The organism is Hyphomicrobium sp. (genome assembly GCF_051860585.1).
Taxonomy (GTDB): domain Bacteria; phylum Pseudomonadota; class Alphaproteobacteria; order Rhizobiales; family Hyphomicrobiaceae; genus Hyphomicrobium_C.
In genome coordinates, this window is record NZ_JBHYDS010000004.1 from 1 (window position 1) to 19531 (window position 19531).

18 protein-coding genes and 1 pseudogene are annotated in these 19531 nt (G+C 63.2%); 7 read left to right on the forward strand and 12 right to left on the reverse strand.

Translation table 11 applies throughout. The annotated features are described in order from the left end of the window. Positions 1–177: 177 nt before the first annotated feature. Together ACTIFK_RS07590 and ACTIFK_RS07595 are read right to left on the reverse strand one after the other, a co-directional pair. The gene (locus ACTIFK_RS07590; RefSeq protein ID WP_439542457.1) at positions 178–543 is read right to left on the reverse strand and encodes a hypothetical protein; all 366 of its coding nucleotides are present in this window, start codon (positions 541–543) and stop codon (positions 178–180) included. Between the two features lie 177 nt (positions 544–720). Further along, on the reverse strand, positions 721–1218 hold the full coding sequence (locus tag ACTIFK_RS07595) for a hypothetical protein (protein WP_439542766.1): 498 nt from the start codon (positions 1216–1218) through the stop codon (positions 721–723). Between ACTIFK_RS07595 and ACTIFK_RS07600 the strand changes: the two are divergent. Further along, a pseudogene (locus tag ACTIFK_RS07600) lies at positions 1219–1413 on the forward strand (hypothetical protein); the annotation flags it as partial. A 62-nt stretch (positions 1414–1475) separates the two neighbouring features. Further along, complete coding sequence (locus ACTIFK_RS07605) at positions 1476–2555, forward strand: polyamine ABC transporter substrate-binding protein (RefSeq protein ID WP_439542757.1); 1080 nt, start codon at positions 1476–1478, stop codon at positions 2553–2555. A gap of 754 nt (positions 2556–3309) precedes the next feature. Here the strand turns inward: ACTIFK_RS07605 and ACTIFK_RS07610 are convergent. The 6 genes from ACTIFK_RS07610 to ACTIFK_RS07635 form a co-directional block, all read right to left on the reverse strand. Then, entirely contained in the window at positions 3310–5082 is a 1773-nt protein-coding gene (locus tag ACTIFK_RS07610) for a calcineurin-like phosphoesterase C-terminal domain-containing protein (protein WP_439542458.1), read from the reverse strand. 71 nt (positions 5083–5153) lie between these two features. Beyond that, positions 5154–5570, reverse strand: coding sequence for a DUF1801 domain-containing protein (locus tag ACTIFK_RS07615; RefSeq protein WP_439542758.1), 417 nt, complete (start codon positions 5568–5570; stop codon positions 5154–5156). A 40-nt stretch (positions 5571–5610) separates the two neighbouring features. After that, positions 5611–6123, reverse strand: a complete 513-nt coding sequence (locus ACTIFK_RS07620; protein WP_439542459.1) for a DUF1801 domain-containing protein — start codon at positions 6121–6123, stop codon at positions 5611–5613. A 123-nt stretch (positions 6124–6246) separates the two neighbouring features. Continuing rightward, entirely contained in the window at positions 6247–7116 is an 870-nt protein-coding gene (locus tag ACTIFK_RS07625) for a transglutaminase family protein (RefSeq protein ID WP_439542460.1), read from the reverse strand. Next, positions 7113–9680 (reverse strand): circularly permuted type 2 ATP-grasp protein, encoded by a 2568-nt coding sequence (locus ACTIFK_RS07630; protein ID WP_439542461.1) that lies wholly within the window; start codon positions 9678–9680, stop codon positions 7113–7115. Before ACTIFK_RS07630 ends, ACTIFK_RS07625 begins: the two co-directional genes overlap by 4 nt. Positions 9681–9857: 177 nt before the next feature. Continuing rightward, positions 9858–13139, reverse strand: coding sequence for a DUF2126 domain-containing protein (locus ACTIFK_RS07635; RefSeq protein ID WP_439542462.1), 3282 nt, complete (start codon positions 13137–13139; stop codon positions 9858–9860). A 233-nt stretch (positions 13140–13372) separates the two neighbouring features. Between ACTIFK_RS07635 and ACTIFK_RS07640 the strand changes: the two genes are divergently transcribed. Next, entirely contained in the window at positions 13373–14503 is a 1131-nt protein-coding gene (locus ACTIFK_RS07640) for a zinc-binding metallopeptidase family protein (RefSeq protein ID WP_439542463.1), read from the forward strand. Here ACTIFK_RS07640 and ACTIFK_RS07645 read toward each other — a convergent pair. Then, positions 14500–14655 carry a hypothetical protein gene (locus tag ACTIFK_RS07645; protein ID WP_439542464.1) on the reverse strand — a complete coding sequence of 52 codons (156 nt, stop codon included), beginning with the start codon at positions 14653–14655 and terminating at the stop codon, positions 14500–14502. The two genes, ACTIFK_RS07640 and ACTIFK_RS07645, sit on opposite strands and share 4 nt — an antisense overlap. A gap of 278 nt (positions 14656–14933) precedes the next feature. Between ACTIFK_RS07645 and ACTIFK_RS07650 the strand changes: the two genes are divergently transcribed. From ACTIFK_RS07650 to ACTIFK_RS07665, 4 genes are all read left to right on the forward strand, one after another. Next, a complete protein-coding gene (locus tag ACTIFK_RS07650; protein WP_439542465.1) occupies positions 14934–15200 on the forward strand; it encodes a hypothetical protein in 267 nt (88 codons plus the stop codon). 164 nt (positions 15201–15364) lie between these two features. Beyond that, on the forward strand, positions 15365–15526 hold the full coding sequence (locus ACTIFK_RS07655; RefSeq protein ID WP_439542466.1) for a hypothetical protein: 162 nt from the start codon (positions 15365–15367) through the stop codon (positions 15524–15526). A gap of 147 nt (positions 15527–15673) precedes the next feature. Next, positions 15674–16468 carry an FkbM family methyltransferase gene (locus ACTIFK_RS07660; protein WP_439542467.1) on the forward strand — a complete coding sequence of 265 codons (795 nt, stop codon included), beginning with the start codon at positions 15674–15676 and terminating at the stop codon, positions 16466–16468. Continuing rightward, positions 16390–17271 carry a hypothetical protein gene (locus ACTIFK_RS07665; RefSeq protein ID WP_439542468.1) on the forward strand — a complete coding sequence of 294 codons (882 nt, stop codon included), beginning with the start codon at positions 16390–16392 and terminating at the stop codon, positions 17269–17271. Before ACTIFK_RS07660 ends, ACTIFK_RS07665 begins: the two co-directional genes overlap by 79 nt. A 143-nt stretch (positions 17272–17414) precedes the next feature. Here ACTIFK_RS07665 and ACTIFK_RS07670 read toward each other — a convergent pair whose 3' ends face one another. From ACTIFK_RS07670 to ACTIFK_RS07680, 3 genes are all read right to left on the reverse strand, one after another. Further along, positions 17415–18290, reverse strand: coding sequence for a dienelactone hydrolase family protein (locus ACTIFK_RS07670; protein ID WP_439542469.1), 876 nt, complete (start codon positions 18288–18290; stop codon positions 17415–17417). A 126-nt stretch (positions 18291–18416) separates the two neighbouring features. Then, positions 18417–18620: a hypothetical protein gene (locus tag ACTIFK_RS07675; RefSeq protein ID WP_439542470.1), complete on the reverse strand. Its 204-nt coding sequence runs from the start codon at positions 18618–18620 to the stop codon at positions 18417–18419. Positions 18621–18767: 147 nt separating this feature from the next. Continuing rightward, positions 18768–19526, reverse strand: a complete 759-nt coding sequence (locus ACTIFK_RS07680) for a cyclase family protein (RefSeq protein ID WP_439542471.1) — start codon at positions 19524–19526, stop codon at positions 18768–18770. Positions 19527–19531 lie beyond the last annotated feature (5 nt).

Sequence of the window (19531 nt, forward strand, 5' to 3'; positions counted from 1 at the left end):
CGGGTAGGGCGCCGCCGCCACGTAGACCTTCCAGTCGAACGTGCGCCGCTTGCCCCACGCGTCGAAGCTCAGGCGCTATTCTGCCTCACTCCGAGAACGACAACGATCGTCCGGCTTCCGTTGGGCCACAATGGGACCCAAAAGCCGCCAGCTGACTATCCTGCCTATCGCGATATTCTAGCCGACGCCGACCAGAACCTTGTCCGGTTCCTTTAGGTCGTTGGCCCAAATCTTGATCTCCGTCACTTCCTGCAGAACAGGAAGCTCGAGCAGATGCTCGCCGAGTACGGAGCGAATGACGACATGGCGCTTCGGCGTTCGAAGCATGCCCTCGTAGACCGGGTTGTCGGCTCGATCAACCTCACCGAGTGGCGCAAGCGTAAATTCTGTTTCGCCGTCGTCCTCTGACAGGCAACCAACCGCTACGCAGGTACTTGTAGCAGAGACAAGCGAGCCCCCCATCGTCTTCGGAATTTCTCCGCCGTCCACGTCGGACACGAGAACGACGGAGTTCGGTGGCGCCATCCTCTTCGTCAATGCCATCACTGACCTCCCCGCGAGAGCCGGCGCGCAATCTCTAGACCCTGTTCGCGGCCTCGTGGTGTCGAGCTGTGCGCAGATCGCACAAGGGGTCAAGAGCTCCTCTTGTCATGAGACCCTTCTGCTGACGGGCCTTCAGCGCGTGGATCTCCGTTACAGCGGGTCCTTCAGCAGACCAAATCAGCGCAATTGGCAGACTACTTGGCGAGACCAGCGATCATTTCCGGCGCTGATCGAGCTCAACATTGTTTTCGGTGATTCCGATCGCAGATCATGGCCTGCGCTGCTGGTGGCGCCACGCATCTCCGGCGCAATTGACCCTTCGGGGGTGATGTGAGGGCCGTTTGCACATTCACGCGCAAGGCTGTCGATATGTTCGGCAGCGAGCATGGTGCAGCGTTGGCGCTGGTGCTGGCGCCACTCCTCATCGCGACCAGCATCGCCATCAGCTTGACCTCGACCACGCGCGCCGCGCTCGATGGGGATCGCCGCATCGAGGCGACGTTGCGGCGTCACCTGGCGCTGCAGTCCGCGATCAACCAGACCCTTGTCGCCCTGCTGGAGCCAAATGCGAGGACGTGGCCGGCGCTCGACGGCCGGCCCCAGAGCGTTCGCGTCGATGATGTCGAGGTCATTCTCATCCTTGAGACCGAGACGGCCAGGATTAACCTCAATCATATGCCCAACCCGGCGCTTGAAACTCTGCTGACGCTGTCGTGCGTTCCCGCGGACCAAGCGCACCGTCTGGCCCGCGCGATTGCAGACTATGTCGATGCCGATGATCTGGGGCTTAGTGGCTCGGAAACCCAGGACTACGTCGCAGCGGGATTGCCCTATGGACCCAAGAACGCCCGGCTGGCCACGCGCAATGAGCTGAGGCGTGTCCCGGGGATTTCGGCGGACCTCTATGAACGCATCGAACCTTACGTGACGCCATATTCGTATACGGACGTTCCCGCTCCGTGGCCATTCCGGCGCCGGTGGCCGCAGAGGAACGTGTCGTCAACGTCTACAACTGGTCGGACTACGTCGATCCTGAAACGCTCGACGCCTTTACGAAGGAAACGGGGATCAAGGTGGTCTACGACACCTACGACTCGGACGAGATTTTGGAGACCAAGCTCCTCGCTGGCAAAACCGGCTACGACGTCGTCGTGCCCGGTGCTCACTTCCTGCAGCGTCAGATCAAGGCTGGCGTTCTCGCCAAGCTCGAGAAGTCCAAGCTCAAGAACCTCGGCAACCTCTGGGACGAGATCGAGAAGCGGCGCGACGCCTATGATCCAGGCGCGCAGCACTCGGTCCCCTACATGTGGGGAACAACGGCTATCGGCATCAACGTCGCAAAGGTCAAGGAACGTCTTGGCGATGTGCCCCTCGACAGTTGGGATCTCCTGCTGAAGCCCGAGAACGCCGCGAAACTCAAGGACTGCGGGATCCATATTCTCGACAGCGCGGCACAAATCCTGCCGAACATCCTGAACTACGCCGGGCTAAATCCGGACAGCCGTGATGAGGCTGATATCAAAAAGGCGATCGCCATCCTCAAGGGAATTCGGCCGAACGTCGCGAAATTCCATTCATCAGAGTACATCGGGGCTCTGGCCAGCGGCGACATCTGTGTTGCCGTCGGATATTCCGGCGACGTGTTGCAAGCAAAGAGCCGCGCTGAAGAAGCAAAGAGCGGCGCAGAAATCGGCTACATCATCCCCAAGGAAGGCGCGCTCATGTGGTTCGATGGCATGGCGATCCCGGCTGATGCCCCGCATGTGGACGAAGCACATGCCTTCATCGACTTCATGCAGCGCCCGGAAATAGCCGCGAAGAACTCGAACTACGTGAGTTACGCCAACGGCAACAAGGCCTCGCAGGCCCTGCTCGATGAAGCGGTTCGCAACAATCCGGGAATCTATCCGCCACCCGAGGTCATGGCCAAGCTTTTCGTTTCGACTACGGCGGACGAGAAGGCCCAAAGATTCATCAATCGAGCATGGACAAATTTAGTCGCCGGACAATGACTGCAAATCCTTGGCGCGGACCCAAAGCCACAGACGTGAGTAGGGCCGCGCCAACAATCTCTGCATAAAGACGACTCAACCGCTGTGCGTCCAGAAGGACGTCGCGCGGCGGACGGAGTGGCTGCGACGACAAGGCGGCGGGACTTGGGAAAGTCGATTCCACTTATGCTCGATGAGCGCGCCTTCGATCGCGCCCTCATTCAAGACACGTTCACCCCCGATGTCGGCGGCGCGCTGTTGAAGTCCTCGTTCTCACGAAGCCGAGCAAACCAGAACGGGTGTGGCCGCCGGCAGCCGCAGCGCGGAGATCAACTGCGCTCGTAATGCTTCAGCAAATCATCATTTGCGCCATCGGATGTCCGAGAGCAGTATTCAAGCAGCGTTTCGGACCACAGCTTGCACCGAACCTTTCGAAGCATGGGGTCTGTCCAATTCTGGTTCATATCGCTCGCGAGTAGGCGGATCACCACATGCAAATCTGCAGTTGAGGCGATCCGCGAAGAAGCTATCGCCAACTCTAAGGCATCGATTCTTGCGCCCATAGTTTTAAGTTCGTCGTGAAGTCGACGTGCGCGCTGTGAACGTACGGAATAATTGGCGTCCTACCGAGCACGGCGCTCGTGTTGAGCGTCCTGGACCATGCCCTGCGTTGCCATGTGAACAGCGCAAATCCTGACGGCTTCTTTTCGGGGCATCATGACGACGTCGCCGGGCAGGGAGCCCATTGGCCCCCCGCGCCCTCAAACGTCGGGGCTTAGGCGACGATGTCGAGAACCATTTGGTCGGCAATGGGACGGCCAAACTCATCCGTTCCCCGGACGGCAAGGCGGTAAACGCCGGGAGGGAGATCCTTCGGCAACGGTGCTGTCCAAATGTGCGACGATGGCGTCGGCTCTACCCAAGCCTTGTAGGCGTGGCGGTCTCGCGTAAAGACGTCGACAACATGAGGATCGCACAATCGCGAGCGTCGCATTGGCCGGGGACCAAGGTGTTCGCCTTCAATTTCGAACGTGAGTTGGGTACGCGGCCCGCCGTCGAAGACGTCAACGACGAGTTCGGTGCTGCAGAGCGACGATGCCTGCAGGGGGCAACAGAGCACGCCGCTCGACTCCCACTCCGAAGTGTCCCGTTCGCCCGCTCGCTTCAAGAGCATCATCCGCATCTTGATCTCGCGGCTGCGGCTGACGGGTACGAAGCGCGTCGCGTAGCGCGCGCCGTCCACCGACAAGACGTGAAACCCTTTCGGGCTGCCGTCCCGGCTTAAAGCCGAAGGAATGCCCCGCTCATCCGCAACGCCACCCCACCAGCTCCCCGATGCCGCGGTGAGAACCTGGTGATGATGCGGTTCGTCACGGTCGAAGCCCTCCGCACGTCCCAGATAGTGATGCTCAGTCGTGTGCGAGTGTCCGGCAAAACTCACTGTATTCGGCCTTGCGGAGAGCGCCGCAAGCAACGCGCGCGCATCGGCCGTGGTCTCGCGTGGATCGTCCGGCGCGTTGAAGCTCGCCAGCGGAATATGCATCGAGACGACGACAAGCCTGTCTTCAGGGGTCCGCTGCAACACATTCTCGACAAACGCGAGTTGATCGGACCCGATGCCTCCCCGGTACTGTTCAGGGCAAGAAACATCCACGTTGTTTAACAGGATGAACGTCGCGTGGCCGTACTCGAAGGCATAATGGGCCGGGCCGAACACGTGCCGCCAAGTTGCGAACGCCGCTCCGGCGTCGCGCGCACCGGCGTCCATGTCGTGATTGCCAGGGCAATGGTGCCAGGGCATTCGCAGGGCGCCGAGAATGTCCAAATACCGCCCGTACAGCGTCAGGTCGTCGCCGACGACATCGCCATGATGGATGCCGAAAGCCGCGGGCACTCCAAGCGCTGCGCTGATGATCTCGTCGCGAAAATAGCCGAGTTCCGTCGCATTTGACGGCTGCGTGTCCGCAAACAGCAGGACGTCGAATGCCGTGGGTTCCTCGCTACGGCGAAGGGCAAAGTCGATCCGGTTTTCTCCGGCCCGCTGCGCGAAATCGGGTACACCGCCGGCTGCATGGGCCGTCGTCCAGCCTGACGGTTTAATCAGAAAGATCAAATCGTCGTCGTAAGCCGAAATCGACCAGGCCCCGTCGGTGGCGGTGACAGCGATATCCCGCCCGTTTGAAACCATTGCGCCGGCAATGCCGCAATGGAAGCCGCGCCCGTCGTCCCGTTTGGCGTCATCGAAAACGAAGCCGCTCACGATCCGCTTGGCCGGCGACGCGCGCGTGGGCTCAGCCGTCAGCAAATAGGGCGTTGCAAGCGCCGCACCAGCGCCCGTGAGCACGTCGCGCCGGGACGGTGAGCGAAAATCAATCGGCCGGACGTTTCCAGAGTTCCTCACCGCCGCGCCAGCCCCGCTGGGTTCCCATTGTCTCGCGCAGGACGGTACCGATGATTCACGACGGTTCGGGAACGGATCGGTGAAGGATTGATGACATTGGACGCAAAACGTGAAAACGAGGTCGGACTTTGACAGGATGTGACTCATCGAGCGCAAGATCGAGCGCGCGCAACTCGGCGATCGGCAAAGTCGGCTCCGGGTTAGAGATAGACTTTGTCCTAGCGGCCGCTTCGCTTCGACGTGTTCAGGACCACGGCGGCGCGAATGAGCGCGATCAGGGCCTTTTCATTGATCGTGTCGCCCTCACGGACATCGATCGCACGCCGTGTGTTGCCGTCGAGGCTGGAATTGAAGAGACCCGACGGGTCCTTCAGCGAAGCGCCTTTGGCGAAGGTCATCTTCACGACGGCTTTGTACGTCTCGGCCGTGCAGATAATCCCGGCGTGCGACCACACCGGAACGCCTCGCCACTTCCACTCCTCGACCACGTCGGGATCGGCCTTCTTGATGAGTGCGCGGATGCGCGCGAGCACTTCGCCGCGCCAATCGCCCAGCTCCCCGATGCGCGCATCGATCAACTGAGAGGCCGAGCGTTCTCCGGTCCCGTCATCCGAACCGGTCGCCGTCTTCTTCATCTTCGTCGGCTTCTTCATGGCTGATGCACCTTGCCGGCACTCACATGCGCTCACCGGGCAATTGGCTGGCTTGGGTCACCCAGGCGCCCAATTGGGCTTCATCGATTATGTCGGTCTCATGAATATCGAGGTAGCGCGTGTCCTTGGTTCTGGACTCGCCCGGCGGCACCGGACGCAGCAGCCGGCCGCGGAAGAAGGCCACCTTCACGTACTTCGTGAAGCAGTGGAAGCTCAGGAACCAGCCTTGGTCCGCGAGGCCGTACAGCGGCGTGTTCCATTTGACCGCCTTGCGCACGCCGGGGATGGTGCGCGTGATCAGCGTGTCGAGGCGTCGTCCGATGTCACCCTTCCAGCCCGGCATGGCCGCGATGTAGGCCTGCACGGGGGCGTCCCCGTCGCCCTTCGCGATCTGAGGGTTGCCGCCTGAGAGGAGGCGGACCGTGCCGGTTCGCGGTTGCTGTTCCGGCTTGCGCCGCTTGTCCTTCGATGGCGTGCGTTTGGCGGCGGTGGTCTTCGCGGGCTTCGTTGACTTGGACGACGTCGATTTGGCCATAGCGTTCAATCCACGATCGGATGGGAAAAACACTGAGCAAGGTGCTCGAGGGGTTCGGCCCAACTTAGGAGAGGTCCAGTCGATTTTGAAGGCCGCCGCCGGGCATTCGACGGGGCCAACGCGTCAGATCGGAAGCACATCCACGCCGACCGTGACGTCATGGTCTCCGCCCCCGAGCAGCAGTCCGCTGATCGGGCTCACGTCGTCGTAGTCGCGCCCGCAGGCGACCGTCACGTGCTCGTCGGTGACGGCAATGCCGTTGGTCGGATCGAGATCTACCCAGCCGGTTTCCGGCGCCCACACCGAAATCCACGCGTGCGAGGCGTCCGCGCCTTGCAGCCGCGGCTGGCCCGGAGGCGGCTTGGTCAGGATATAGCCGCTGACGTAGCGCGCCGGGATCCGCATCGCGCGCAGGCCGGCGAGCGCGAAGTGGGCGAAGTCCTGGCACACGCCGCGGCGATGGCGGAACACCTCGTGGATTGGCGTCGAGACGTCGGTTGCCTTGGAGTCGAAGATGAACTCGCGATAGATCCGCATCGTGAGATCCATCGCTCCGTCCAGCACGGGCCGGCCAGGCGTGAACGAGAGCGCCGCATAGTCCGCGATGTCGAGCGTGGCTGTCGTCAAGCGCGACCCGCAGCGATAAGGAACGACGTCGAGCGGGATGGCGCCATTCCGTCCGAGGGTGTCGTCCAGGCGATCCCACGCGCTCGATGCGGAGAAGTCCGTCTCTTGCGGCGTAATCGTCTCGACCGTGCTGCGCGCATGCAGCACCAGCTCCTTGTGCGGCATCTCGATGTCGAGAATGGCCATGTGATTGCCGAACGCATCGACGCCGTCGTACCGCCCCGCAGGCGCGGGCTCGATCAGCAGGCTGTGGTGCCGGATGATCTGATGTTCTGTCGAGCGCGGCGAAAGATGGATCAGGTGCTGCGATTGAACCACCGGCGAGGTGTAGCGATAGAAGGTGCGATGGCTCACGCTCAGCTTCATGGAGCAGTCTCGCTGCGCGTCTGCAGCCGGTGCGGGGTGTCTTCCGTCAGGTTGAAGTAGTGGCGCGTCACCGCGTCCGAAAGCTCGGGCAGGAGCTGGATTTGTTCGATCAGGAGACGTTCGAGCGTCGCTCCGTCGGGTTCCTCGGCGATGCGCTCCACATCGGCGAGGCGGGTCGAGGTCAGCAGCGCGAGAATGATGCGCCGGTCCTCCGTCAGGCTCGCGCCTTGCGTGCTTTCCGGCAGCGTCTCGAGTTGACGCGAGAAGGCGGCGAGCTGATAGCTGAGGCTCCGCGGATTGCTTTCGTCCAGCAGCAGCAGATCGAGCACCAGCGGCATGACCGGGCTCAGCCGATAGCGCGAACGATACGTGATGAAGCTGTCGGCGAGTTCGAGCAGCAGCATCAGGCTGTTCTGCTCGTCTTCGGCGTCTGGCACGGGAACGAAAAGCGCCAGCATCGCCTCGCTGAGATTGTACGCGCGTTCGAGGCGCCGCCCCATGTCGAGGAACGACCAGCCGAAGTTGCGGGTCATGTTCTCGTGCATCAGCCCGTTGAAGGCGGAGATCGAGGCGAGGCCTTCGTCGAGGAGATCGAGCACGCCGCCGGGCGTCGCGGATGCGAGCGACGTCGACCAGGAGTCTCCCGGCCGGAAGCGCCCGAGTGCCTGGAACGCTTCGAGCGACAGGCGGTCACGCGCCAGATGCGCGACTTTGTAGAGGCGTTGCAGCGTGCGTTCGAGCGTCCGCGACGAACGTCCGCCGCGCAGCACGCGATGACAGAGCCCATCGAAATCGAGTTTGCTGATGGCGGTCCGGTCGGCGACGTCGGTTTCCTTGTCCGTCAGCAGCACTTCGAGGCACCGGCGCGCGCTTTCGAGGCCCGTGTGCGGTCCGCTGTCTTCCGCGACGCGCCGCAGCGCGCTGCGCAGCACGCGCATCGTCCAGTCCGCGCGCTCGGCATAGCGGCCGAGCCAGAACAGGTCGTCGGCGACGCGGCTTTGGATGACGCGCTGCGACCGGTGCACGCGCGCCGACTCGATCGGCGGACGCCACAGGCTGACGTGATGCGCTTGCGTCGCGTCGGAAAGCACCCACACGTCGCGTGTATGGCCATCGGGCGCGGAAAGTGCCACGGCGCGGCTCGGATCGACGGTCATGGCAAGCCCGCCCGGCATGGCGACATAGCCGTCTTGCGAGCGCGCAACGAAGACGCGCACCGCGAACGGCTTCGGCGTAAGCGCGCCGTTCGCAAATACCGGCGCCGTGCTGAAACTCGTTTTCTCCTCGGCCACGAGGCGCGCGCCAGCCAACTCGATTTCGCGATAGAGTTCCCTGCGCTCCGCATCCGACATGGTGCGCGTGTCGCGTCCCAACGCCGCCTGGCCGGGACGTCCCGTGCCTTCCTGCGCCTTGCGGATGACGAGATCGTCGAAGCGGTCCGCCACGTGGCGGCGCGAAGCCGGATCGCCGAGCCACCAGCGCTTGGCGTCGTGCAGCATCAGGTCTTCGCCGAGCAGCGTCTTGGCGAGCTGCGGCAGATAGGGTCCGAGCCCGCGGTTCTGGACCATCGCCGAGCCAATCGGATTGACGACGAGGTTCGGTGACAGCCGGCAGGCGCGCACCAGGCCGGACGGCGCGTCGTAGCCGCTGGGGTCGAGTTCGAGCGGATCGCTCGCATGCCCGTCCACGCAGCGAACCAGGAGATCGATTTCCTGCAGCCCTTCGAGCGTCTTCAGGAACACCTGCCCGCCACGCGTGCGCAGATCCGCGCCTTCGACCAGCAGATAGCCGAGGTATCGCGCGATGTAGGCGTGCGAGAAATAGTCTTCGTGATGTGCGCCGGGCGTGAGCAGCGCGATCCGCGCGTTGTCGCGTCCGCTGTGCTGCGTGAGCGCGCTCTGCACGTCCTGGAAATAAGAGGCCAGCCGCACGGCGTTGTTGGCATTGAAGATGTCGCCGGCGACGTGCGTGTGCACCATCCGGTTGGCAAGCGCGAACCCCGCGCCGGCCAGCGTTTCGGCATGGCTGTCGATGACGCGCCATTGCCCGTCCGCGCCGCGCGCGAGATCGGCCGCATAGAACCGCAATCCACCGGCGCGCGGCAGCACGCCGCGAACGGGATGCAGATAGGCGCTATCCGAAAAGACCAGCTCCGGCGGCAGGTGCCCGTCGCGGAGGAGCTGCTGATCGCCATAGAGGTCGTTGAGCACGCGGTCGAACAGGTGCGCGCGTTGGACCACCGCCTGCTCCAGCCACCGCCACTCCGCCGACGAGAATATGATCGGCACGAGATCGAGCTGCCACTTCTGCGCGCTCTGGGTCGGATCGGCGAAAATGTCGTAGGCGATGCCCGTCTCGCGCACGCGCCGGTCCAGTCGCGCGGCCATCGCTTTGCGCTCAGCGTCTGTCAGCGCATTGAGTTCGTTGAGGAACGGCTGCCAATGCCGGCGGGGCGTACCGTCGCTGGCCAGCAGTTCGTCGTAGCTGGCCGTCTGCGATGGCGTGTAGGTATCCAGCAGATCGGACCTGGCGAGCTGGCTGGTCATCGCAGCAGTGGTCGTCATTGTATCGGCTTCCGTCTCCGAGTTCTCAGCCTGTCGTCGGATTACGTTACAAGCCTCAGTTTCCTCATGCAGAATCAGTCTGCACATCGTCCACGGCACTATCGCGTCGCGAACAGGTCGCCGCAAGCGGCGAATATGCACCGCCAACGGTAATCGGCGCGGACCGGCCGGAGACGGTTAATAGGCGCGCCGGAGATCGAGCGTGAGGGGATAATCGGAGTTGATGACGGGCGGCGCTGGGGCCGTCTCGCCGGGCGTGTGCCCGAGCGGCTCGAAACGGGCAAGCCGCCGCCCCTCGGCCTCGTAGGCGTTGACCGGGAAGGTCGCGTAGTTGCGCCCGCCCGGGTGGGCGACGTGGTACCGGCAGCCCGCGACGGCGCGCCCGAGCCAGGTGTCGAACACGTCGATGACGAGCGGCACGTGAACGGGAATGTTGGGATGCAGGGCCGAGGGAGGCGCCCACGCCCGGTAGCGGATACCGGCAACGGCTTCACCCTGGGTGCCCGTTGGCGTCAGCGGCAACATGCGGCCGTTGCACGTCACCGTCAGGCGATCGCCAAAGAATCCGGACACCTTCACCTGAACGCGCTCGAGCGAGCTGTCGACATAGCGTGCGGTCGAGCCGCCCGCGCTTTCCTCGCCCATCACATGCCAGGGCTCGAGCGCCTGGCGCAGTTCGACCTGGCTGTTGGCGTAGTCCAACGTTCCGCAGCGCGGGAAGCGGAATTCGAGGTGCGGCCGGAACCACGCGGCCTCGCACGGGATGCTCGCCGCCTGCAGATCCGCGACCACGCTTTCGAGATCTGCCCAGAGAAAATGCGGCAGCATGAACCGGTCGTGCAGCGCCGTGCCCCACCGCACCAGCCGCTGCTTGTAGGGCTTCTCCCAGAACATCGCGATCAGGCCGCGCACGAGGAGCTGCTGCGCCAGACTCATGCGCGCGTGCGGCGGCATCTCGAACGACCGGAACTCGACGAGGCCGAGACGTCCCGTCGGACCCTCGGGCGAATAGAGTTTGTCGATGCAGATCTCTGCGCGGTGCGTATTGCCCGTGACATCGATCAGGAGATTGCGGAACAGCCGGTCCACCAGCCAGGGCGCGATTTCACCGTCCTTCGGATCGGGGATTTGGGCGAGCGCGATTTCGAGTTCGTAGACGCTTTCGTAGCGCGCCTCGTCGGCGCGTGGCGCCTGGCTCGTCGGTCCGATGAAAAGGCCCGCGAACAGGTACGACAGCGACGGATGGTTCTGCCAATAGGCGATGATGGACGCCAGCAGGTCCGGGCGCCGCAGGAACGGGCTTTCGGCGGGCGTCATGCCCCCGAGCACGATGTGATTGCCGCCGCCGGTGCCGGTGTGCTTGCCATCGAGCATGAACTTTTCGGCGGCGAGGCCCGCGGCAGTGGCGTCGTCGTAGAGCGCCGTGGTGTGTTCGACGATCTCACTCCAGCTCGCGGACGGCTGCACGTTGACTTCGATCACGCCCGGATCCGGCGTCACTTTCAGAACCTGCAGGCGCGGATCGTACGGGGGGCCATAGCCCTCGATGTGCACGGGTATGGCGATACTGGCAGCCGTGTCTTCGAGCGCGGCGAGCAGCAGCGCGTAGTCGTCGGCGTTTTCGAGAGGCGGCATGAAGATGCAGAGCGTGCCCTCGCGCGGCTCGATGCAGAGCGCGGTGCGCACGGCTTCGATCTTTTCCGGCGGCAGGACGCGCATCGCTCCAGCCGCATCGGCAGCCGCGCCGTCACCGCCAGCGGGATCCGCAAGCGGCGGCACCGTCGCCATCGGATCGAGAGGCTGCACATAAGGATAGTCTTCGGCTGCGATCGGCGGCAGCGAGGCGAGCGGCAAGCGGAACCCTGCCGGTGAATCGCCCGGCACCAGCACAAGCTTGTCGCGCCGCAGTTTCCACCGCTCCGTCGCCCAGTGCGAGCGCCGCACGCTCGATGCCTTGAGCGGCAATACGTAGGCAACGACATCGTTGAGCCCGCGGTCGAGCGCGCGCGCAAGCCGGGCCCGCTCGGCCTGGATATCCGGGTTGGCATCGTCTTCGATCGGGTCGCCGATCGGCTGCTTCTGCTCGGTCAGCATCAGCAGCGAAGCGTCTTCGTAGGCGGCAATGGCGCTGTCGCGCGGCAGCCCGAGGCGTTGGCTGAGCCCCGATGCGAAGGCCTCGGCGTGTTCGATGGACGCGTGTTTCTCGTTCGTCTCGCGCGCGATCAGCGACGGGTCGCGCCACAACGGCTTGCCGTCCGTACGCCAATAGGCGGCGAAAGCCCACCGCGGCAGCGGCTCGCCTGGATACCATTTGCCTTGCCCGTAGTGCAGCAAGCCGCCCGGCGCGAGGCGGCGCTGCATCTTGCGCACCAGATCCTCGGCGAAGCGCCGCTTGGTCGGCCCGACGGCGGCGATGTTCCACTCGGGCGCTTCCATGTCGTCGGTGGCGACGAATGTCGGCTCGCCGCCCATGCTGAGGCGCACGTCTCCGGCAACCAGTCGCTCATCGACAGCGTGCCCGGCCGCGACGATGGCCGCCCACGCCGTGTCGTCGTAGGGCTGCGTCACGCGCGGGGTTTCGAGAATGCGCGTCACGCCCATGTTGAAATCGAACGTCGACGTCGCCGCCTCGTGGGCGCCCGAGATCGGCGCAGCCGATTGCGGATGCGGCGTCGCCGCCAACGGAATATGGCCTTCGCCCGTGAGCAGCCCCGACGTTGCGTCGAGCCCGATCCAGCCCGCGCCGGGGATATAGACTTCCGCCCACGCATGCAGATCCGTGAAGTCCTGCGAAGCGCCGGCAGGGCCTTCGCGCGGGCTAACATCGGGCTTGAGCTGAATCAGGTAGCCGGACACGAAACGCGCCGCGAGGCCGAGATTGCGCAGGATCTGTACCAGCAGCCAGGCGCTGTCGCGGCACGATCCGGAGCGCAAGCCCAGTGTGTCTTCGGGGGTCTGCACGCCCGCTTCCATGCGCACGAGATAGCCGATGTCGCGCTGGAGCCTCGCGTTGACCGTGCAGAGAAAATCGATGGTCGTGCGCCCCGCGGCGGTGTCGATCGTCGCCAGATACTCTTTGAGCTTTGGCCCGTCCGGATCGGGCGGGAGATACGCCGCAAGCTCCGAAGCGAGCAGGCTGTCGTAGGCGAACGGCCAATTGGTCGCGCTTTCCTCGACGAAAAAATCGAACGGGTTGATGACCGCCATATCGGCAACCAGATCGATGGTGACGGAGAAGTGGTCTGTCTTCTCCGGGAAGACGACGCGCCCGAGGAAATTACCGAACGGATCTTGCTGCCAGTTGATGAAATGCGTGGCCGGCGAGACCGTCATGGAATAGCTGACGATGGGTGTCCGGCTGTGCGGCGCCGGCTTCAGCCGGATGACCTGAGGCCCCATCGAAATGGGACGATCGTAGCGGTAGCTGGTGGCATGCGTTAAGGCAACGTGCAGCGCCATGGAGACGTGATGTCCTTTTCGCTCGTGCGTTGGCGATCGTCGCATGAACTCGGCGATCATGTATGCGTTATCGAGCTGGGGCTTAAGAGACAAGCATCCGCGTGATTGTTAGGCTGCGTTCCTTGTGAATGCGCTTAAGGCATGAGCAGGGTGATGAAACTTTGGTGCGATAATGCAAGAAATGCGGGCACCACGCAAAGCGGGTCCTCCCGCATAGTCGAGGGCGGTAACGAATGAAGCAGTTCTCCTGTTCCGCATGCGGCAACCGCGTTTACTTTGAAAACGTGGCGTGCGTGCGCTGCGGCCACGCGCTCGGCTTCGATACGGACCTGCAGGCGATGGTGGCGCTCGAGCCGGCCGCGGACGACGCGACGCTCTTCCGGCGCATGACGGCCACGGCGGCCGACGTGCGCTACTGCGCGAATTCCTTCTTCGGCGTCTGCAACTGGCTGACACCCGCGGGCAGTCACGCCCTTTGCCGCGCTTGCAATCTCAATCGCACCATCCCCAATCTCTCCGAGCAGGGCAGCCTCCAGGCCTGGCAGGATCTGGAGCAGGCGAAGAAGCGGCTCGTCTATTCGCTGATGCGCTTCGGCCTGCCGTTCCAAACCGCCGATTCCGGTCAAGGCGCGCTCACGTTCGACTTTGTTCGCAGCGCCATGACCGGACACCTCGACGGCGTCGTCACAATCGACATCATGGAGGCGGACGCGGTCGAGCGCGAGCGCCAGCGCCAGCAATTCGGCGAACCGTACCGGTCGCTGCTCGGCCATCTTCGCCACGAGAGCGGTCATTTCTACTGGAAAGTCCTGGTGTCCGGCACCGGCATGCTGGACGAATTCCGCGCCCTCTTCGGCGACGAACGCGCCGACTACGCCAACGCCATTGCGCAGCACTATAACGTCGGTCCGCCGCCGGGCTGGGATGCTTATCATGTCTCCGCGTATGCCAGCGCCCACCCCTGGGAGGATTGGGCCGAAACATGGGCGCACTATCTGCATATGGTCGCCACGCTCGAAACGGCCGAGGCGTCCGGCATGGAGCCGCGCGTGGCCGGCATAGCGTTCGGAGCAGCCTGGCCGTTCAAGACGTACGATATTTATCGGGAAGAGACGTTCGACGCGCTGCTCGAGCGCTGGATCCCATTGACGCTGGCGATGAATAATCTCAATCGCAGCATGGGCCACGCCGACTTCTATCCGTTCGTCGTCCCAGCCGCCGCGGTGAGAAAACTCGCCTTCGTTCACCGTGCGATCCGCGACCGCCAAATCGTGCAGAACGAGGCCGCGCAAACGCAAAGCCCGAGCGCTCAACCGCAGCACTTGCAATCCGCGCCGCATCCGCAGCCCGCAATCGGAAATTAGCGCAGCACCTTTTCGATCCGCTCCGGCGTCGGCAGTGACGGGCTCACGTTGGGGCGCGCGTCCGCCCCGGAAGATTCAGGTGCGGTGGGCCGCGACGGCGCCGGCTGCGGATGTTCCACGGTGCTGGTCTTGGTTTTGGTCTTTTTCGCCATTCGATACTCCGCCCGGCAATGACGTGCTCAAGCACGGCACTGCTCAAAATGATCGACCCCCGGGAGGGGGGACCCGGGGGCCGAGGAGGGGAACGACGCACGGCCGAGGGAAGGGCCGTGTGTGTCAAAGCAATGCGCGCCTGTCGCCAAGGTTCCCGCAGCCTCCGAGAAAATTTCGCAAACGGCCATTTTAAAACTCGACGCGCGAACCGTTTGCTGCAGCGCAGCGTTGAGCCTCTGCAACCCTGCACATGGACTGAAACATGGAGGTGTGTGTGATGGCCGATACCCAACTGACGGTTCTGGATGGGCCCGACAAACCGTCGCTGCAATGGGCTCTGCTCTATCCGGAGCGGGGCCAGAGCGTCACGTTCAAGCTGGAAAACGAGATCGTCGAGGCGCAGATCGCCGAGATGGTCGAGATGGGCAATGGCCTCAAGTTCGGTCTCAAGGGCACATTCCGCTCGGGCGGTATGCGCGATCAGGCCTTCCACGGCACTTACAGCGTCGACTCGCGCTCGGGCCTGCTGACCCTCGACTCGTAATGCGCAATTCGTGATGCTGAGAGTGTGACAGAACAGCTTGGCTGCGCGGCGGCTCGCTGCTGGGCAGCCGTTCGAGACGTACGATATTTGTCGGGAAGAGACGTTCGACGCGCTGCTCGAACGCCGGATTCCATCGACACTCGCGATGAACGATCAATCGCAGCATGGGCCACGCCGACTTCTATCCGTTCGTCGTCCCGTCGACCGTGGTGAAAAAACTCGCCTTCGTCCACCGTGCCGTTCGCGATCGAACCGCTAGCGATATTTCGCGCATCAAATCCGGAGTTTCGGCACACGCCGAATTCGGAGATGTTTTATGGCCTTAAGATCGGAAACCCCCTTCCGCTTAAGGATCCGCGCTAGATTTCGACAAAATCCGGATGCTAAGGTGGTATCCGTCGCCAGGGGGGCGCGCACGAATGGATTCAATCGCCGATCTTCGATACAAAATTCCGAAACTACGATGGCTTCCAATGCGCCATTGGTACGATTTGCGCGACGCGATGCGCTTCTCGGTTAAAGTCACGGATCCTTTCGACGGAGTGAAGTACAGGTTTTCCTCGGAATCTTTTGAATCCTACCAGCGCGGCAAGTCCTTTCTTGGAAAGGAGCCCGAAACAACGGACTGGATTCGATCCAACCTGAAGCCCACCGATGTATTTCTAGATATCGGCGCCAACATCGGCGTCTTTTCTGTGTTCGCTGCCAAGCATCTCGGACCGGAAGGGCACGTGTATTCTTGCGAGCCGCACCTCGGCAATGCCTCGCAGTTGCTTCAGAACATTGCAGCGAACGAGATTCAGGATCGAGTTTCCGTTCTGTCGATCGCGGTTTCCGGGCAGGATGGCTTTGTGCCGTTTAAGTATAAGCGGTGGCGCCATGGCGCCTCAGGCAGCCAGCTTCAAGTCGAGGGCGGGCCTGAAATGAAAGCCTCAGTCGGTACCGAGTGCAAGGTCACCATGACCGTGGACACCATGATCGAGCGCGAGGTTATCCGTTCGCCGAACTTGATTAAGATCGATACGGACGGGATCGAAATACCGATCGCGCGTGGCATGGAAAAACTTTTGCGGTCCGACAATCGCCCAAGAACCATCCTGATGGAGGTGCAGCCTGGCGATTACACGGAACAAGCCGCGTTCATGAAATCGTGCGGCTACAAACACATCGACACGCACATTTCTGGCCGATGGGCGCGGCCCCGCTATGCGGGCGCGAAGCTGGACGAAATTGGCTTCAACGCACTTTACGTGCCGAACCAATTGTAGGGTGTTTGGAGGAAAGAATAATGAGCGCGTTAGCGATCGATCAACGCACTGACAGGGCGCAACGGATCGTCAATCACCTCGTCGAACGCTTTGGCGGCAGCGGCGTCGTCGATGAGCCGTTCCAGCATTTTGCCACCGAGAATGCCTTCCCCGATGACGTCTACGAGGACATCCGGGCCAGCCTCCCGGGGCGCGAAGCCTACCTGCCCATCAATATCAAGCAGTGGAAGAACGCTGCGGGACAATCCACGCGCGACCGGATTCTTCTGTCGGATGTGGAGATGCCGAAAATCCCCGCGGAAACCCGTCAACTCTGGGAGGATATTAGAACGGCCCTTGCGGCGCCTGAATTCCAGAAGGTGGTTTACTCATCGCTACGGAGAGACATCGCCTTGAGATTGAACGTCCCGGAGGACGATGTGCCAAAGCAGAAGGCATACGTCTACACGATGGTTGTGCGGGATTATGAGGACTATTCGATCAAGCCGCATCCCGACGGCGAACCGCGTGTCGTCACCATGATGTTCTATTTGGCCAAGAAAAACGATCCGAAGGATCTCGGAACCTCGCTCTATCGCGAGCGGCCCGTGCTGAACCGGCTGCTCGGCAACAGATTTGAAGAGGTCGGGAGATTTCCGTTCCTTCCCAACAGTGCCGGCACCTTCGCGGTGAACAGTCGGCCGGATCGGAGAAGCTGGCACGGGCGCGAGCTGATCAAGGGCGCGAATACCGTTCGCGATTCGATCATTGTCTCATTCCTGTCGAAGGAAATGCCGGAGTTCGGTTCGCGACATAACTATTGATGTCCGGCCGCGCCGTGCTTGTGGACTTCGCCGATCGCCCGCCTCGAGCCCGGACATGCCTGTGGTGATGGTCGTCTCCGCCGCCACGGGCTGCCCGGCGGCGCAGCGGTACGCTGCTGGGCAGCCTTCAGTCGGCCATCGCCTCAGACCACCCCGTACTGTTTGAACCACGCTAGCGTGCGCTTCCAGCCTTCTTGCGCCGGTTGCGCGCGGTAACTCGGCCGGTAGTCGGCATGGAAGGCGTGCGGGGCGCCCTCGAACACCACGATCTCGCACGTCTTGCCGGCCGTCGCACAGGCCGATCGCATCTTCTCGATCGTATCGAGCGGAATGCCCTGATCCGCGCCGCCGTAGAGGCCGAGGACCGGAGCCTTGAGATCGGCCGCGATATCGACCGGATGCTTTGGTGTCACGTTCGTCGGTTCGCCGACAAGGCGTCCATACCAGGCGACGCCCGCGCGTAGTTGCGGATTGTGCGCCGCATAGAGCCACGTGATCCGCCCGCCCCAGCAGAAGCCGGTGATCGCCAGCTTGTCGCCGTTGCCGTGCCCGGATGCCGTCGCGTAGGCGACGGCCGCGTCGAGGTCGCTCATGACCTGCGCATCCGGCACGGTCGCGACGATGGGGCGGATCTCGTCGATGGTCTTGAGCTTCGAAACATCGCCCTGGCGCACGAACATCTCGGCCGCGATCGCCATGTAGCCCGCTTTCGCGAAACGCCGGCAGACATCCTTGATGTGCTCGTGCACACCGAAGATCTCCTGCACGACGAGCACGATCGGAAACGGTCCGCCCGTGGCCGGCATGGCGCGATAGGCGGGGACGGCGCGGTCGGCGGTGGGGATCTGGATCTCGCCCGCTTCGAGCCCGGACGTGCCGGTGGTGATGGTCGTCTCCGCCGCCACGGGCTGCGTGGCGAGCGCAAAGCCGGTCGCGAGCGTGGTCAGCATCGCCTCCCGCCGGGACGGGGCGAACTTGGGCGCGAGGCTTCGCACATCGTCATCGAAATTGTCGGTCATGTCGGATGCTCCCAGCAGGCGCCGTCGCGTCTCGGCGATCTTTCCGAAAAGCGCGCGTCTCGTGCGATCGTTCCGCAGACATGGGGAGGTTATCCGGCCGATCAACCCGCGCAGGGGATCGGCGTCTCAATCGTCCTTGCGACGGCGAGGGGCTTTACGGGCTTTTGCGGTTTTCTTGGCGGCTGGAGGCTCGGACGGCAGGGCGCCGCTGTTTTCGAGCCTCCGGCGCCTGTGCGCCGCGAGCCGCGACTGCTTGAGCAGGATGGCGTCGTGGTTCGGGTGGCTCGGGTCCAACTGGGTCGAGATGGGCTCGGTTTTCGGCGGCTTCATTGGTGCCCTGCGTGCGGATGAGAACGTTATCCCATTCTACAGGGAAAAATTCCCGATCCGCATCCCCGGCAGCCACTTATTTTTGTGCAGGACGCCGATGATTGGCGACTAAGGTGAACCGTAACAAAGCGCTAGCCGATCCTGTCATCAGCGCATGAGGGCGACGACCCTGGCCGGCGCAGCCGACGCGCCGACGATTTTGAGCGGAAATACCGCCACCTCGAACCCATGCGGCGGCAGCGCGCCGAGATTCGTGAGCTGCTCCATGTGCCAATAGGGCCGCCGCTGCCCGACGCGGTGCGCTTCCCAGAAAAGCGTGGCGTCCCCGGTCGCCTTGGATTTCGCGATCTGGGCGCGGAACGGCAAATCCCAACCCCACTGGTCGATGCCCATGACGGTGACGCCCCGGTCCAGCAGCCATTCGGTAGCGGCCGCGCTCATGCCGGTGCCCGTTTGCCAGAAATCCTTCGTGCCCATCAGGCGGTCGCGGCCCGTGCGGATCAGAACGATGGTCTCGTCTGTTAGCGTCGCGCCCGACACCGCGAGAGCCTGCTCCATGTCCGCGACCGTGATCGGATCGTCGTCGGCCTTGTGCGAGAGATCGAGCACGACGCCCGGACCGATGCAGCGGTCGAGCGGGATTTCGTCGATGGTCTGCGCGGGCGCCGCGCCCGACTGCGGCCCGTAGTGCCATGGCGCATCGATATGCGTCGTCGCATGCACGCCCATGCTCACGGTGTCGTCGGCCCAGCCCGCAAAGTCGCGTGGGAAAAGACGGAAGGGGAGGCCGAGCAGACGCACGAGAACCTTCGCCATCCAGTGCGGCTTGTGCGTAACCTTGACCCGCATGAAGAACGGATCGTCACGATTGAATTGCACGGGCTTCGACAGATCGATGACCTTCATGCAGG

Bases quoted from the DNA above. Each gene is read 5' to 3' on its own strand.
- ACTIFK_RS07590 (WP_439542457.1), bottom strand. From the start codon at position 543: ATGGCATTGACGAAGAGGATGGCGCCACCGAACTCCGTCGTTCTCGTG.
- ACTIFK_RS07595 (WP_439542766.1), bottom strand. From the start codon at position 1,218: ATGATTGAGGTTAATCCTGGCCGTCTCGGTCTCAAGGATGAGAATGAC.
- ACTIFK_RS07610 (WP_439542458.1), bottom strand. From the start codon at position 5,082: ATGAGTCACATCCTGTCAAAGTCCGACCTCGTTTTCACGTTTTGCGTC.
- ACTIFK_RS07615 (WP_439542758.1), bottom strand. From the start codon at position 5,570: ATGAAGAAGACGGCGACCGGTTCGGATGACGGGACCGGAGAACGCTCG.
- ACTIFK_RS07620 (WP_439542459.1), bottom strand. From the start codon at position 6,123: ATGGCCAAATCGACGTCGTCCAAGTCAACGAAGCCCGCGAAGACCACC.
- ACTIFK_RS07625 (WP_439542460.1), bottom strand. From the start codon at position 7,116: ATGAAGCTGAGCGTGAGCCATCGCACCTTCTATCGCTACACCTCGCCG.
- ACTIFK_RS07630 (WP_439542461.1), bottom strand. From the start codon at position 9,680: ATGACGACCACTGCTGCGATGACCAGCCAGCTCGCCAGGTCCGATCTG.
- ACTIFK_RS07635 (WP_439542462.1), bottom strand. From the start codon at position 13,139: ATGGCGCTGCACGTTGCCTTAACGCATGCCACCAGCTACCGCTACGAT.
- ACTIFK_RS07640 (WP_439542463.1), top strand. From the start codon at position 13,373: ATGAAGCAGTTCTCCTGTTCCGCATGCGGCAACCGCGTTTACTTTGAA.
- ACTIFK_RS07645 (WP_439542464.1), bottom strand. From the start codon at position 14,655: ATGGCGAAAAAGACCAAAACCAAGACCAGCACCGTGGAACATCCGCAG.
- ACTIFK_RS07650 (WP_439542465.1), top strand. From the start codon at position 14,934: ATGGCCGATACCCAACTGACGGTTCTGGATGGGCCCGACAAACCGTCG.
- ACTIFK_RS07655 (WP_439542466.1), top strand. From the start codon at position 15,365: ATGGGCCACGCCGACTTCTATCCGTTCGTCGTCCCGTCGACCGTGGTG.
- ACTIFK_RS07660 (WP_439542467.1), top strand. From the start codon at position 15,674: ATGCGCCATTGGTACGATTTGCGCGACGCGATGCGCTTCTCGGTTAAA.
- ACTIFK_RS07665 (WP_439542468.1), top strand. From the start codon at position 16,390: ATGGGCGCGGCCCCGCTATGCGGGCGCGAAGCTGGACGAAATTGGCTT.
- ACTIFK_RS07670 (WP_439542469.1), bottom strand. From the start codon at position 18,290: ATGACCGACAATTTCGATGACGATGTGCGAAGCCTCGCGCCCAAGTTC.
- ACTIFK_RS07675 (WP_439542470.1), bottom strand. From the start codon at position 18,620: ATGAAGCCGCCGAAAACCGAGCCCATCTCGACCCAGTTGGACCCGAGC.
- ACTIFK_RS07680 (WP_439542471.1), bottom strand. From the start codon at position 19,526: ATGAAGGTCATCGATCTGTCGAAGCCCGTGCAATTCAATCGTGACGAT.